17 protein-coding genes are annotated in these 15,120 nt (G+C 40.3%); 14 read left to right on the forward strand and 3 right to left on the reverse strand.

The features are described 5' to 3' along the window. The first annotated feature begins 22 nt into the window (after positions 1-22). Both U3A58_RS12140 and U3A58_RS12145 read left to right on the forward strand, forming a co-directional pair. Complete coding sequence (locus tag U3A58_RS12140; protein ID WP_323823694.1) at positions 23-1,621, forward strand: aminopeptidase P family protein; 1,599 nt, start codon at positions 23-25, stop codon at positions 1,619-1,621. Between the two features lie 120 nt (positions 1,622-1,741). After that, positions 1,742-2,128, forward strand: coding sequence for a GxxExxY protein (locus U3A58_RS12145; protein WP_323823695.1), 387 nt, complete (start codon positions 1,742-1,744; stop codon positions 2,126-2,128). Positions 2,129-2,268: 140 nt separating this feature from the next. On the opposite strand, the gene U3A58_RS12150 is transcribed toward U3A58_RS12145, so the two are convergent. Then, positions 2,269-2,877 (reverse strand): carboxypeptidase-like regulatory domain-containing protein, encoded by a 609-nt coding sequence (locus U3A58_RS12150; RefSeq protein WP_323823711.1) that lies wholly within the window; start codon positions 2,875-2,877, stop codon positions 2,269-2,271. 151 nt (positions 2,878-3,028) lie between these two features. On the opposite strand from U3A58_RS12150, the gene U3A58_RS12155 reads away from it, so the two are divergent. From U3A58_RS12155 to pruA, 3 genes are all read left to right on the forward strand, one after another. After that, positions 3,029-3,412: an ArsR/SmtB family transcription factor gene (locus U3A58_RS12155; RefSeq protein WP_323823696.1), complete on the forward strand. Its 384-nt coding sequence runs from the start codon at positions 3,029-3,031 to the stop codon at positions 3,410-3,412. A gap of 5 nt (positions 3,413-3,417) precedes the next feature. Next, positions 3,418-4,113, forward strand: coding sequence for a YjjG family noncanonical pyrimidine nucleotidase (locus U3A58_RS12160; protein ID WP_323823697.1), 696 nt, complete (start codon positions 3,418-3,420; stop codon positions 4,111-4,113). Positions 4,114-4,194: 81 nt separating this feature from the next. Continuing rightward, the gene (pruA, locus tag U3A58_RS12165; protein WP_323823698.1) at positions 4,195-5,832 is read left to right on the forward strand and encodes an L-glutamate gamma-semialdehyde dehydrogenase; all 1,638 of its coding nucleotides are present in this window, start codon (positions 4,195-4,197) and stop codon (positions 5,830-5,832) included. Positions 5,833-6,132: 300 nt separating this feature from the next. On the opposite strand, the gene U3A58_RS12170 is transcribed toward pruA, so the two are convergent. Continuing rightward, positions 6,133-6,783 (reverse strand): hypothetical protein, encoded by a 651-nt coding sequence (locus tag U3A58_RS12170; protein ID WP_323823699.1) that lies wholly within the window; start codon positions 6,781-6,783, stop codon positions 6,133-6,135. Positions 6,784-7,164: 381 nt separating this feature from the next. Between U3A58_RS12170 and U3A58_RS12175 the strand changes: the two genes are divergently transcribed. Further along, positions 7,165-8,349, forward strand: coding sequence for a hypothetical protein (locus U3A58_RS12175; RefSeq protein ID WP_323823700.1), 1,185 nt, complete (start codon positions 7,165-7,167; stop codon positions 8,347-8,349). Between the two features lie 113 nt (positions 8,350-8,462). On the opposite strand, the gene fabG is transcribed toward U3A58_RS12175, so the two are convergent. Beyond that, positions 8,463-9,245 (reverse strand): 3-oxoacyl-[acyl-carrier-protein] reductase, encoded by a 783-nt coding sequence (gene fabG / locus U3A58_RS12180; RefSeq protein ID WP_323823701.1) that lies wholly within the window; start codon positions 9,243-9,245, stop codon positions 8,463-8,465. A 294-nt stretch (positions 9,246-9,539) separates the two neighbouring features. Between fabG and lpdA the strand changes: the two genes are divergently transcribed. The 8 genes from lpdA to U3A58_RS21845 all read left to right on the forward strand — a co-directional run bounded on the left by lpdA (position 9,540) and on the right by U3A58_RS21845 (position 14,937). Continuing rightward, positions 9,540-10,937, forward strand: coding sequence for a dihydrolipoyl dehydrogenase (gene lpdA / locus U3A58_RS12185; protein WP_323823702.1), 1,398 nt, complete (start codon positions 9,540-9,542; stop codon positions 10,935-10,937). Between the two features lie 202 nt (positions 10,938-11,139). Further along, on the forward strand, positions 11,140-11,673 hold the full coding sequence (locus tag U3A58_RS12190; protein ID WP_323823703.1) for an RNA polymerase sigma factor: 534 nt from the start codon (positions 11,140-11,142) through the stop codon (positions 11,671-11,673). After that, complete coding sequence (locus tag U3A58_RS12195) at positions 11,673-12,494, forward strand: anti-sigma factor (RefSeq protein ID WP_323823704.1); 822 nt, start codon at positions 11,673-11,675, stop codon at positions 12,492-12,494. The genes U3A58_RS12190 and U3A58_RS12195 overlap by 1 nt, the downstream gene beginning before the upstream one ends. 105 nt (positions 12,495-12,599) lie before the next feature. Continuing rightward, positions 12,600-13,058: a DUF2721 domain-containing protein gene (locus U3A58_RS12200; protein WP_323823705.1), complete on the forward strand. Its 459-nt coding sequence runs from the start codon at positions 12,600-12,602 to the stop codon at positions 13,056-13,058. An 89-nt stretch (positions 13,059-13,147) separates the two neighbouring features. Then, a complete protein-coding gene (locus U3A58_RS12205) occupies positions 13,148-13,336 on the forward strand; it encodes a hypothetical protein (RefSeq protein ID WP_323823706.1) in 189 nt (62 codons plus the stop codon). A gap of 64 nt (positions 13,337-13,400) precedes the next feature. Continuing rightward, a complete protein-coding gene (locus U3A58_RS12210; RefSeq protein ID WP_323823707.1) occupies positions 13,401-14,414 on the forward strand; it encodes a threonine aldolase family protein in 1,014 nt (337 codons plus the stop codon). A gap of 83 nt (positions 14,415-14,497) precedes the next feature. After that, positions 14,498-14,680, forward strand: coding sequence for a hypothetical protein (locus tag U3A58_RS12215; protein WP_323823708.1), 183 nt, complete (start codon positions 14,498-14,500; stop codon positions 14,678-14,680). A 50-nt stretch (positions 14,681-14,730) separates the two neighbouring features. Further along, entirely contained in the window at positions 14,731-14,937 is a 207-nt protein-coding gene (locus tag U3A58_RS21845) for a type II toxin-antitoxin system RelE/ParE family toxin (RefSeq protein WP_416377302.1), read from the forward strand. Positions 14,938-15,120 lie beyond the last annotated feature (183 nt).

Below are 15,120 nucleotides of genomic sequence, written 5' to 3' on the forward strand. Positions count from 1 at the left end.
TTCTTAATCTAATATGATCCCTATGAAAAAGACAATCTGGACCTTGATATTACTTGTATTCTCAGTTACTGCTTTCTCCCAATCCTATTTTGAGGATGGTCTTACCTCGGAATGGCACAAGGGAAGAAGAAATGAATTGAGGAAATTGATGCCAGCCAATTCCGTTGCCGTGTTTTTCAATAACCCTGTTAAAAATAGAACAAATGATGTCGATTATATTTATCACCCCAATACCGATTTTTTCTACCTGACAGGTTTTCGTGAGCCGAATGCGGTGCTAGTGATCTTTAGCGAAAAGCGGGAAATTAATGGTGGACTTGCTGATGAATTGGTTTTTGTGCAAAACAGAGAACCACAGGCTGAAATGTGGAATGGCAAGCGATTGGGGATAGAGGGAATGATGAATGAATTGGGCTTTGAGCAAGCACTAATCAATTCTGAATTTGCTGCTAAATCCGGTATCAATCTACAAGATTTTGATAAAATTTTAACCTTTAGTCTTTCGGAAGCTATTGAAGAAAGTAGCAGCAATAAGCCTTTAATTCAGATGGTGAATGAATTCAAGGCAGCTACAGCCTATCCTGAAAAGCTCAACGAGGTGAGTGCTCAGGTATATAAATTGATAAAAGACTCGGATCTGAAGACTTCTGATCGAGTAGTTCAAATGCTGAAAAGATATGGAAATCAATACCCTTACATGATGGAGGATCCGTTGATTAGCTCCTATTTGAATGCGGAGTCTCCTGAAAAGCGAATGGTAGTGAAGGGAGAAATCTCCGAGCAAAAACTAGACATTACTTCACTAGGGAGTATGATGGATGCGCTCAGGGAGGTAAAGACCCTTGAGGAAATTGCGTTGCTGAAGAAAGCCGTGCTAATCTCAGCCATAGGTCAAGTGGAGGTGATGAAAGCAGCGAAAATCGGAATGACAGAGCGTGAGATACAAGGTGTTCATGAGTTTATCTACAAGCGCTATGGAGCGGAAGAATTGGGCTATCCATCTATTGTAGGTGGGGGGAATAATGGTTGTATTCTTCACTACATCGAGAATGATAAGCGTGATTTGAGCGAAAGGCTGTTGTTGATGGATCTGGGTGCTGAATGGAGAGGTTATACTGCTGATGTGACACGTACTATCCCGGTCAATGGCAAATTCAATCAAGAAGAAAAGGCAATCTATGAGCTTGTGTATCAGGCGCAGGAAGCAGGCATAGCCATCTCAAAGCCAGGAGTAACTTTTCAGGAGATAGATGCTGCAGGTCGTGCTATCATCAATGAGGGACTTGCTAAGCTTGGGATTATTGAAAAAGGAGAGAGTCATATGTATTTTCCGCATGGCACCAGTCATCACATAGGTTTGGATGTCCATGATCGAAGTACTGGCAATGCACTTAGGGAGGGGGTTGTCTTCACAATTGAGCCGGGGATCTACATCCCGGAAGGATCTGCCTGTGACCCAAAATGGTGGGGGATAGCCGTTCGAATTGAAGATGATATATTGATCACGGCTGAGGGCAATATAAATCTCTCAAGAGATGCTCCGAGAACCGTCGCCGCGATAGAGGAGATGATGCGACTGCCTAGTGTACTGGAGGAGTGGGTTCTGCCTGAGATCGATTAAGGATGCCAATATGTATTTTAGTAGTTGTTTCTCGCAGCGACTATAACAAATGGTATATCTCCCGCCAAGGCGCTAAGGCGCAGTTTTTTATAATTTAATAAGTTTTAACCTGGTCTAAAAATGCATGAAAACGAGATTTCAAAGATAATCGTTGATATCGCCTTTTTGATTTACAAAAGGCTAGGGCCAGGGTTACTAGAATCTGTTAATCAGGCCGTGTTCGTATATGAATTAAATTCCAAAGGCCTTGATGTGAAGACTGAGATTGTAATCCCTGTACTTTGGAATGATATGAAATTGGATCAAGGATTTCGAGCTGACATCATTGTCAATAATAAGGTTATAAGCGAGCTGAAATCAGTAGAAATGCTTCTTCCTGTTCATCCAAAACAGCTAAGGACCTATCTTAGATTGACAGGACTAAGGCTTGGAATGCTAATTAATTTTAATGAAGATAAACTTACGGATGGAATAAAAAGGGTTGTAAACGGCTTAACCGACGAGTAAAGTTAAATATCTAGGAGAGCTTTGAAGATTGTTCAAAGAGTGCCAGAGTAAAATAAGATTGCGCCCTTGCGCCTTTGCGGGGGCTATTCATTTACAGCGAGCCGCCGCGCCGTTGCGAAAAAAAAATGGGTCTTCTGGAATTAATCCTTTCTCTTTAGATCACCCCGCTTAATAGACCGTATAAACTGCCCCCATGCGAAGGGATCGAGAAGTCTAAGCGTTCTGGGACCGTATAGATCCTGGTTTTGTATGGCTTGGCCTTGTTGGAAATATCGAAAATTTTCGTTTCCTGATGCTGGCATTGATTCAGCCCAACGAAGTAACATCTCAGGACTCATATTTGCCCGAGAGATGGACATTGGATCTACTACATTCAGTGCAATCACTGCTTGTTTGAATTCCTCCTCAGTAGGATAGGGCATCACTTCGATTTCTGCCAGGGCTATTTCATCCACTTGCATCGTAAGGATCAAACTTATTCTATCACTTTCCACTGTTCCGGGCACTTTAAAGGTTTGTTTTTTTAACCCTATAAAACTAAATACCACAGAATCACCTTCTAAAACAGGCATTGAAAAGTAACCAAATCGACCCGAACTAGTACCTCTTCCTTTCGTAGGTACGTAAATATTCACCCCCGCCACAGCATCTGTACTATCAGCATTAAGGATAATACCAGAAAGTTGGATTACTTTTTTTTCTTGCACATCTTGAGCATACACTTCCGGCGATGATGAAAATATTCCCATTAGGAAAACAAAGGTGGCACTAAGGAGTAATGAATTCTTCACAAATTAGAGGACTTTATGTAACGGCAATTACTGTTATTTCTGATGCGATATTACCCTAATTTCGGGTGAATTTTTATTTTACCCTCATAAACTCCGTTAAATCTTACAAATGCGGCTAAAAAATATCAGTTTAAACTACGGGCTTAGAATCTTTAAGGCTCTATCCGAAGAACCTAGAGTGAGAATATTCCATCTTCTGATGCTCAATAAGGAACTTTCGATTTCAGACATTGAGTTGATTCTTGATTTTACTCAAACTAAAACGAGCAGACACTTGATTTATCTTAAAAATGCCGGCTTGTTGGGAAGTAGGAGAGTAGATCAATGGGTGTTTTATTATATTTTGGAGGAGTATCTAGAAATCATTCAGACGATTTTTAAGTTTGTTCAAAAAGACCCCAGTCTCATCAAAGATCAGGAAACCTTTAATATTCTAAAATCCAATCGCGAACTTGCGATCAATAAAATTCAGAACAATCAGTACCGACGTTAACGCTCTTGAAAAGTTACCAACACCTCTTTTTCGATTTAGACCATACATTATGGGACTATGATCGAAATGTCCAAGAATCACTTGCCGAATTATTTCATCATTATAAATTAGAAAGTCTAGGAATATCATCCCCAAAGGTTCTAGTGGACTCTTTTTATGCAGTGAATTTCAAACTTTGGTCCGCCTATGATAAAGGTGAAATGCAGAAAGATGAGCTGCGAACTACGCGATTTCCAAGGATATTTGCTCATGCCGGCATAATAGATGCAGTAATTCCTGAAGAATTTGAAGGAGATTTTATGCACCGAACCTCAAGTAAACCTCATCTTTTTCCCCATACAATAGAGATCCTCGATTATCTAAAGCCGAAGTACAAGCTCTATGTAATCACCAATGGTTTTGACGAAAGTCAGGCGAAGAAAATGAATTCATCCGGTCTGAACGATTACTTTCAGTTAGTCGTGACTTCTGAGACTACGGGTCATAAAAAACCAGATCCAAGGATTTTTCAGTATGCTATGGAGCAAGCTGGCGCCCACAAAGAAAACAGCTTAATGATAGGGGACAATCCAATTTCAGATATCAAAGGAGCCTATAGTGCGGGCATTGATCAGGTGTTTTTCAATCCGCTCGGGAAGTCTATTGATTTGACACCGACGTATACTATTTCGCATTTGAGAGAACTAGAAGACCTTCTTTAGGGTTCTTTTACTCCAAATGCATAAGCCAATAGAACCTTCTGGTTATCTTTGGCCAAACAGAAAATCATAACCCCAGATATCATGCTCAAAGGTTTTTTTAATGTACCTATTCCGGTGAATGAGCCGGTAAAATCTTACGCTCCCGGAAGTCCCGAGAGAAAGGAATTGCAAACAGCCCTGAAAGAAGCTAGATCACAGCAAGTTGATGTGCCGATGTATATTGGTTCGGATGAGGTAAGAACTGGCAATACACATAAACTATCCCCTCCTCATGATCATCAGCATGTGTTGGGTTATTTCCACGAAGGAGATGCCTCACACGTAGAGCAAGCAATTGATGCTGCACTCGGTGCCAAGGAAGCTTGGGAGAACTTAGCTTGGGAACAAAGAGCTGCCATCTTCTTAAAAGCCGCGGATCTTTTGGCTGGTCCATATCGTGCAAAAATCAATGCTGCTACCATGCTAGGTCAGTCCAAAAATGCTATGCAGGCAGAGATCGATGCGGCTTGTGAGTTTATCGATTTCTTGCGCTTCAATGTGCAATACATGACTGAAATCTATGCACAACAGCCTCCGGTTTCTGGAAATGGCGTTTGGAATAGATTAGAGCAGCGTCCGCTTGAAGGATTTGTGTTCGCTTTGACTCCGTTCAACTTTACTGCGATTGCCGGTAATCTTCCCACTTCAGCTGCGATGATGGGTAATACCATCGTTTGGAAGCCAGCTTTCACGCAGATTTATTCGGCCAATGTGTTGATGCAGGTGTTCAAAGAAGCCGGAGTCCCAGATGGAGTGATCAACTTGATTTACGTGGATGGGCCGGCAGCAGGCGAAGTTATTTTCAAGCATCCTGATTTTGCAGGAATCCACTTTACAGGATCTACAGGCGTATTCCAGCATATCTGGAAAACTATAGGGGCGAACATCCATCAATACAAATCTTACCCTAGAATCGTAGGTGAGACTGGGGGGAAAGACTTTGTGATCGCTCACAAATCTGCGATTCCAAAAGCTGTGGCAGTAGGACTTGCCCGTGGTGCTTTTGAATACCAAGGGCAAAAATGTTCAGCAGCTTCACGTGCTTACATTCCTTCCAATATTTGGGATGAAGTGAAAGAAAGCTTAGTCGCTGATCTCTCCGATATGAAAATGGGCGGAACAGAAGATTTTACCAACTTCATCAATGCGGTGATTGACGAGAAGTCTTTTGATAAAATCGCGAAATACATTGACAATGCGAAAGCGAATCCTGCGGTGGAAATCATCGCCGGGGGCAACTACGACAAGTCTAAAGGTTACTTCATCGAGCCGACGGTGATCGTGACTCAGGATCCAATGTACACCACGATGTGCGAAGAGATCTTTGGCCCAGTGTTGAGTATTTATGTGTATGATTCAGAGCGATTTGAAGAAGCGCTGGAATTGGTAGATCAAACTTCCCCTTATGCCTTGACAGGAGCAATTTTCTCCCAAGATCGCTATGCGGTCGAATTGGCAACTATCAAACTCAGAAATGCTGCGGGAAACTTCTATATAAATGACAAGCCAACTGGTGCAGTGGTAGGTCAGCAGCCATTCGGCGGAGCGAGAGCTTCCGGTACAAATGATAAAGCTGGTTCTATGGTCAACTTGCTACGCTGGGTTTCTCCACGTACAATCAAAGAAACCTTCGTGTCTCCAGTAGATTACAAATATCCTTTCTTGGAAAGCGACCTTTGAGGTTTATAAAACCTCGAAGGTCTTGAGTACACAAAGTTGTATTGATCTTCAGAATAAAACCTTCGAGGAGAATGTTCGCTACGTTGTAGCTCACTATAGTATCTCAAAGGTTATAAAGAGCCTCGGATTTAAATTCGAGGCTTTTTCTTTTTAGCTGCTTGCGTTGGGGAGTTACTAACATTACTAAAAACTTTTTCAAAATCCACTCTTAGTATTATCAAAAAAAAATGCCCTTAATAAGCGTCACGCTATTGGGGGCATTTTAATTATTATTGTTTTTTACTAGGTAAGTGTGTGTGATTAATATTCTATCCTACCTTGTATTGTGCTCATTCCTTGGCCATTTGTACGATTGAAATATCCTATAACAGTTGCAGCACCGGATGCGTTTTCGAACTTTCCAGTTCCACCTACAATTTCCACTTCAGCTTCAAAATCAATTCTTTCTTCACTAGATGCTGTAATAGTGTTTTGTATGTTTTTGAACCATACTGAATTTCCTTTGCCATCTGTTGTAACCGAACTGACTTCGGGGTTATCGACTACTATGCCTAAAACCAATAATTGTTCAGAATAAAATTGTGTCACAGGAGCGCCAACAGTACCTAAACCATTCTCTCCGGACGTAACGCGTTGATTAAGAAAAGTAAGAGCTTTGCCCATATGGCTTGAATTACCAATGCCAGTTCCTGGGAAATAAGTGGGATTATTTGAAGGAAATATCCCATTTTCATCCATCGGTGTCAGTTGATTGGTAAATCGTTCAGTGTAGCTTCTTTCTACCGCTTTTTTTGCATTTGGATCTGCAGAAGAGGATGGTGAGTCAAGTACTTCGGACTCTGTAACTTGTTGAATTTGTGCGGGCTCTTCCATAGTAGGTACGCAGGAAGCCATTAAAACTGATCCAGCTAGTGTCATCATGCCTAGCTTTGCTCGAATTGATTTTTTCATATTTTTTTAGGGTTGGTTGTTGGTAAAAACATATTATTTTTAAGACTTTATAAGTTTTAAGTTGGATGATTTCAGAACTTATAAATACTAATATGTATTTGATACCAATAAAAATGCCAAAAAATAAATTTCTATAATATAAAATTTGTCTTAGTTACTTTTCGCCTTAATATACTATCTTAGTCGGTATTCTCAGAATAGTACTATTTTATGGTTTTTTTATATTCTTTATTACAGCTTCACAAATCTATTGTGTTCACACCTTCACACTAACAAATACATTGTCAGGCTATAGTCACCTACTATTTTCCATAATCAGCGATTTATTAATCAGAGGTGTATAATTTCTTTATTTGTAGTTATCCTTCTAAAATCTCGTAAATGAAAAAACTGTATTTGCTTTTCCTGATTATACTACTTTTATCATGCGCAGAAAAAAACGCTGAAGAAATCTACCAAGGTAAGCTACAAGAATTGCTTTTGGAGGATTTTAGCTTAGAAAAGGATTCTCTAACTAGACTATTTATAGATCTTCGAGTTTTGACCGATTCTGGCAAAGAGTATTTAGTCTATCCCCGATCAGCAAGATCAGTTAAAGGGACTTCCTTTGTTTTCGTAAATCTTCAAACTTCAAAAGAAGAGCATGAGATAATAATTCCTTCTGAAGGACCTGATGCAATGAATGGAGGAGGCTATTATTTACCGATTTCTCTCAATGAAGCTTTAGCTATAAATAGGCTAGGTTGGACAGCAACTTACAATTCTAAAGGGGTAAAAGTGTCAGAATTAAAAACTGAATTGAATCTATCTAATAAGATGGAAACTTTGGTTATGGCGGAAACTCGGAGAGGTATGATGTACTATGAACATCCCTATATTCAAATAGGTCAAAACCCCTCTCATCTAACCAATTTGTCAAAAAGTACAGGGTCTGGTGAAATGAGGTCTAGTTTTCCATTGGATTTCAAGTCATGGCTAACCAGAATAAATACAGAAACCGGAGAGGTCCAATATAGTGATATAGGAATACCTGAAGGGTATGAAATTTTTAAAAGTGACATGACTGCTACCCACCTTATAGGTGCATTTGATAGTAAAAGAGGTGTTTTTACTCTCGCTTGGCCATATTCCGAAGAATTATCCATTTTGGATGGTCTTTATCTCAAGAAGAAGATTATTGCCAAATCCTCTGTTGATTTTAATTTCCTTCCAAGTGAGATTATTCCATGGGGAGACATGTGGACAGCTTGGGCATTGCCTAAAGAAGCTTCAGCAAATGTTTTTCTGCTTTATGATTCTTACCGGGATTTGTATATCCGCTGCTCCAAGATCAAGGAATCTGGAACTGGAGAGACCAAATTTGAACGAACCAAACATTATGTTTTAAGTATTTATTCTGGTGATTGGGAACCAAAAGGGGAATACTTTTTTGATTTTGAAACCGAGTTGGATGTTGAAAACTGGTTCCTGACTTCCGAAGGCCTTTTCATCAACAAGCCCGAGCAGGAATCTGAGGATGCATATGAGTTTTATAAGATTGATCTGAGTCGGGTTGATGATAAATAGTAAAAAGAAGGAGTAAATTGCTTTGTGCCACTTTGCGTACTTCGTGGCTCGAAACTAAAAACGGCTGAATCACTCCAGCCGCCCGTAAATCGTAATTCTAAAATCGTAAGTTCTTAGGTATGCATTGCGCCATTCACTTGAAGCACTTGTCCAGAGATATAGCTGCTCATGTCAGACCCTAAGAATACACATGCATCAGCCACTTCTTCTGGTTTGCCGCCTCGCTTCATCGGAATTCCATCTCTCCAGCCTTGAACCGTTTTTTCGTCCAGCACTTCAGTCATTTCAGTCTCGATAAATCCAGGAGCTATAGCATTGCATCTGATATTTCTAGATCCCAGTTCCAAGGCTACTGACTTAGTGAACCCGATGATACCGGCTTTTGATGCAGCGTAGTTTGCTTGACCAGCATTTCCTTTCACACCTACTACTGAAGTGATATTGATGATAGAACCAGATTTTTGTTTCATCATCGTGCGGGTAACGGCTTTTACGGTGTTGAAACAGGATTTTAAATTGGTATTGATGACCTCATCCCAGTTCTCTTCTGACATCCTCATCAACAGATTATCACGGGTTATACCTGCGTTATTTACCAGAATATCCAAGGAGCCAAATTCGGCCACTACCTTATTGATAAGTTCTTCAGCGGAATTAAAATCGGAAGCATCAGATTTAAATCCTATGGCATTTTTCGGAACTGTTCCATGCCCGAATCCTTTTTCTACATTGTTATATGCCAACAATTCATGCTCTAATGAATCGGCTTTTTCTACACTTGAGAGATAAGTGAAGGCCACTCTTGCGCCCTCTTGAGCAAATTTAATGGCAATAGCTCTTCCTATGCCTTTAGATGCGCCGGTGATCAATGCCGTTTTTCCTGATAGTAATCCCATGAGGTTCTAAAATTTTGTATGGCCAAAATTAGAAAAAAAGCTAAAACTTCCGATTCTAAAATCGATTTCGCCAGTCTTTTGCATCATTTATAGGGTATTCATTTGTGAAATTGGGTTTATTAGAAATATAATTTGATAATTGGATAAAATGGCAGAATATATATTTCAAATAAGCGCGTTTGAATAGTTAAAACAGTTTTTCAACCTCGAAAACGGATGGAAACCAAATTTTTTTCTGAAGCCAAAAGGCCTATTTTTGCGTAGTTTCAATTCGTAATAAACCAAGATTTAGATATGTCTTCGACCAAATTTGACTTGATCGTGGTGGGCAGTGGGCCCGGTGGCTATGTAGCCGCTATCCGCGCTTCCCAACTCGGCCTAAAGACCGCCGTAGTAGAAGCTGCGGAATTGGGTGGTATTTGTCTTAACTGGGGCTGTATTCCCACTAAAGCACTATTGAAAAGCGCTCAAGTATTTGAATACATCAATCATGCGGCCGACTATGGCATTACCGTAAAGGATGCCAGTGCAGATTTTACTGGCATTGTCAAAAGAAGCCGTGGAGTAGCAGACGGAATGAGCAAGGGAGTGACCTTCCTGATGAAGAAGAATAAGATCGAAGTGATCAGAGGTTGGGGTAAAATCCAGCCGGGTAAGAAAGTTGAGGTAACTGATAGTGAGGATAAGAAAACCATCTATTCTGCTGATAATATCATTATCGCAACAGGTGCTAGATCCCGTGAGCTACCTTCTATGAAGATCGATAATAAGAAGATTATTGGTTACCGTGATGCGATGACTTTAGACAAAATGCCTAAGAAAATGGTAGTCGTTGGGTCTGGAGCAATCGGAATCGAGTTTGCCTATTTTTATGCTACCATGGGCACAGAGGTGACTATCGTAGAATTTTTGGATAGAATCGTACCCGTGGAAGACGTGGAAGTTTCCAAGACGCTGGAGAAACTCTACAAGAAAGCAGGGATGACCATCATGACTTCATCTGAGGTGACTGCGGTAGATACCAAAGGCACAGGTTGCAAAGTGACTGTGAAAACTGCCAAAGGTGAAGAGACTTTGACATGTGATATCGTACTTTCTGCTGCAGGTGTTGTTTCGAACCTAGAAAATGTCGGGTTGGAAGATGTCGGGATTTTGGTAGATAAAGGCAAAATCAAAGTTGACGAATACTATAAAACAAACATGCCGGGCTATTATGCCATCGGCGATGTGATCCCTGGGCCAGCCTTGGCTCACGTAGCTTCTGCTGAAGGAATTATATGTGTAGAGAAAATTGCCGGACAGAATCCAGATCCTTTGGATTACGGGAATATCCCTGGCTGTACCTATTGCTCTCCTGAAATAGCCTCAGTAGGAATGACTGAAGCGAAGGCCAAAGAAGCGGGATATGAGTTGAGAATTGGTAAATTTCCTTTCTCAGCCTCAGGAAAAGCCTCTGCCGCTGGCGCAAAAGACGGGTTTGTTAAACTTGTTTTTGATAAAAAATACGGTGAATTGCTCGGAGCACATATGATAGGAAGTAATGTAACAGAAATGATCGCTGAGATTGTGGCTATACGAAAACTGGAAACCACTGGTCACGAATTGATCAAAACCGTGCATCCGCACCCGACTATGTCAGAAGCAATTATGGAGGCTGCAGCTGCCGCTTATGACGAGGTCATTCACCTTTGATAAAAATATTTTGAAAAAAAAACTCACAAGACCTAAAACTATTGGTCTTGTGTTTTACTTTTAAGAAAGAATTTTTCAAACCACCGATTTTTGCAGGAAGAACAACTCATCGCCGGACTAAGGGCAAAAGACAGAAAGACTACCGAGTATTTGTACGACAAATACTCCAGAGCTCNGAAAGAATTTTTCAAACCACCGATTTTTGCAGGAAGAACAACTCATCGCCGGACTAAGGGCAAAAGACAGAAAGACTACCGAGTATTTGTACGACAAATACTCCAGAGCTCTCTATGCGGTGATCTCAAGAATTATTTTTGACAAGGACATAGCAGAGGAGGTTTTTCATGATTCCTTTGTGAAAATCACCAGAAAAATAGAGCATTACGATGAGTCAAAAGGACGTTTATATACCTGGATGGCAAATATTTGTCGTAATTCAGCCATTGATAAACTTCGCTCCAAAGAAATTTCACAATCCGGTAAGACCAACACAATAGATGACTTCGTATATGGAATGGAGAGCCAATCAGGCACCCAAGAACATATAGACGGTATCGGAGTGAAGGAACTGATGATCGAACTTAATGAAGATCAAAAGTTTATAGTAGAGTATATCTACTTCAAAGGGTATACGCATTCTGAGGTATCGGAGGAATTTGATATTCCTCTTGGCACTGTCAAGTCTAGGGTGAGAGCGGCCATACAAGTGTTGAAAAAAAATGTAGCAAGAATCTAGTGGATATTCAAACTTACATATCGTCAGGTAAACTGGAGCTTTTCCTACTCGGAGAGCTTACGGAGAGGGAGCGCGAGGAGGTCTTAGATCTTGCGAAGCGTTATCCTGAAATCCGAAAGGAGTTGGATGATCTGCAGGAGACTATGTTCGCCTTTGATAATATGACTGGTGTATCACCATCTCACGAAGTGAAGGATAAGATTTTCTCTACCTTAGAAAGTGACTTTATTCTGAAAGAGGCACCAAAATCAGCTGTTCCAGCTGACACCAAAGTGATACCAATAAGAAACCCATGGAAGCCTTTTGCAATCGCGGCATCCATTACGGCAATTATAGCCTCTGGAGCAGCATTTTATTATGCGGATAAATATCAGGTAAGAAACGATCAGTTTACAGCTCTGCTTCAAGATCAAAGCGTAATGGCAGGTAATCTCAATCAAGTGAAGCAGGAATTCGAGCTGAAGGATTCTCAGCTTGATAAGATCATTGCTGGTAACTTAAAGCGGGTGGAGATGAGAGGAGAGGGGTTTGAAATGCAAAAAAATGCTAAAGTAGATGTCTTCTGGGATCAAAATGCTCAGGAAGTCTTTGTGGCAGTGAATAATCTGAATGACCTGAGTGAAGAGTTTGATTACCAGCTTTGGGCGATTGGAGATGATGGGCCAGTGGGAATCGGTCTGGTGAATTCAGGAGAGAAACTGACTTTACAGCAAATGGAAGCTGTGGCACAGGCAGGAGCTTTTGCTATCACCATCGAGCCTAAAGGAGGATCCAAAGCACCGACACTGGAGAAGTTGGTAGTGCTTGGAGAAGTGGTTTAGAAATATAAAATTGAAAATGATTTAGTTATAATTGCCTGTTCTGAAAAGAACAGGCTTTTTCATTCAACCGAATTTGAGCCATTTTTAACTTGTTAACTTTAGTGTATGGAACTTCAACTCTCTACCCCTGCTTTACTTTTTTCGGCGATCACTTTATTGATGCTGGCCTATACAAACCGTTTTTTGGCGATTGCTAGCCTTATCCGGGGTCTTCATAAAAAATTTCTTGAATCACCAGATGAAGGTATTATTGTAGATCAACTCCATAATCTCCGAAGGCGGCTCACACTCATCAAAAACATGCAGCTATTTGGTGTTTTTAGCTTTTTATTGTGTGTGATTTGCATGTTTCTGCTGTTTCGTGGGATTACAATAGGAGCCAATTGGGTGTTTGTGGGCAGTATGTTGTCCCTACTCATCTCACTAGTTCTGTCACTGGTAGAAATTCAGATATCCACTAGAGCATTGAATTTGGAATTGGTTGACATGGAGGAAATATTTAGAAATCGAAGCAGTGGTCTTGATTTCATATTCAAAAAAGACTCAAAGAAAGATGAAGAATAAAGTTTTGTGGATTCCGTTTTTACTCTTAGTAATTGGTGCATGATGATAAACTTGACTGAACTACTTCCGGTAAAGGCCTGGTAAGTGAAATGTCTTATGAAGAAATTCAGCGATTACTTCTAAAAGATGAAGAGGGGAATATCACGGATTTCAACGTGCTTACTTTAGAAAAAGCCTTGATCTGGTCAAAAGGAAAAGTGCCATTGCACGAGGAGATCAATTGTATACAAGTTTTATCCAAAAAGGAGTTGATATTTTGGCGACAGATAGGCCGATAGAAGCTGCAGCTGCAATCAAGACTCTGGCGACATCAAAAAGCTCTAAATCCAAGTATTTTATAAAATGATTATTGACCTGAGAAGTGATACTGTCACCCGACCTACATCGGGTATGAAGGAGGCGATGTTTGCTGCCCCAGTAGGAGATGATGTTTTTGGAGAGGATCCCACAGTGAATGTACTGGAAAATAAAGTTGCTAAGCTCTTTGGGATGGAAGCAGCTATATTCTGTCCTTCAGGCACCATGACCAATCAGATTGCAATCAGACTACATACGCGCATTCAGGCAGAAGTCATTTGCCATAAATATTCCCATATCTACCTCTATGAAGGTGGTGGAATCATGTCAAATTCCTTGGCATCTGTGAAGCTCCTTGATGGGGATTCTGGTAAAATCACTGCTGATCAGGTAAAAGCTGCAATCAATCCGGATGATATTCATGCTCCGGAAACGACCTTAGTTTCTCTTGAAAATACGATGAACAAAGGCGGAGGAAGTATATACTCACTAGAGGAAGTCGAGCCGATAAGAGAAGTTTGCAACGCAAATGGTTTGAAATTGCACTTAGATGGTGCCAGACTTTTCAACGCGTTGGTAGAGTCAAAAGAAAACCCGTCGGACTGGGGCGCTCAGTTCGATACAATTTCTATCTGCTTGAGTAAGGGTTTGGGCTGTCCTGTGGGTTCCTTGCTTTTAGGTTCAAAATCGGATATCAAGCGAGCCAGTAAAATCAGAAAAGTATGGGGTGGGGGAATGAGACAGGCGGGGTTTTTGGCCGCAGCCGGGATTTATGCTTTAGATAATCACGTGCAGCGATTGACCGAAGATCATGCACGGGCTAGGACATTGGGAGAAATGCTCTTGAAATTGTCGTTTGTATCTGAAGTTTTTCCAGTTGCTACGAATATCGTGATTGGCAGATTGGAGGGAATTTTACCTGAAGAATTTTTGAAAAAATTGGCAGATAAGGATATCAAAGCTGTCAAATTTGGAGCGGATCTTGTCCGATTTGTGACTCATTTAGACTTTGATGATGATCAATTGGAGGAATTTGGTAAGAGAGTTGGAAGAATATGAATTCTGTTATCTGAAAAAGCGTGTAGAACCTTAATGACTCAACTCTTGGTAGTAAATATGTATATTCATAAAAATGAAGGAATATGGTATCTAGGGAAAAAGTATTAGAAGCTGCTAAGAATATGCCTATAGAGTTTTCAATCGATGATCTTATGGATAAGCTGCTTTTATTAAATAAAATCGAAATAGGATTAGATCAGTCCAAAAGTGGAGAAACGCTTACGGCTGATGAAGCGAAAAAGATGATCCAAGAATGGTCAAAGTAAAATGGCCCTAGCATACTATCGAAAATATTTATTCAATTCGAGAATATTATTTGCCGCTTTCATACAAGTTTGCCAACAAAATTACTGACCAGATTTTCTCTAAGGAGAGATTAATCACATCAATTCCAACTGTAGGAAGAGTGATACCAGAGTTGAATAATGAAAGTGTCAGGGAAATTATTTTTAAGCAATTCAGGATTATTTATGTGGTTTTAGAAAATGAATTGATTCATATCATGGCAGATCATACAAGCTAAAACCACTTTCTGAAATTTCGCTTTTCGGGTAATTTCTGTTCTGACAGCTTTTGTCTTAAATTAAAAAGTGGCTGTCTCATATTGATTTTCATTATTGGAGACAGCCTTTTTTATTCAATAGAGGCCGATTTCCTGAAATCGGTCTCTATTTTTTTGACTACTGTTTAACTCTTTAGCAATAGG

The sequence above is a fragment of the Algoriphagus persicinus genome (assembly GCF_035156415.1).
GTDB lineage: Bacteria > Bacteroidota > Bacteroidia > Cytophagales > Cyclobacteriaceae > Algoriphagus > Algoriphagus persicinus.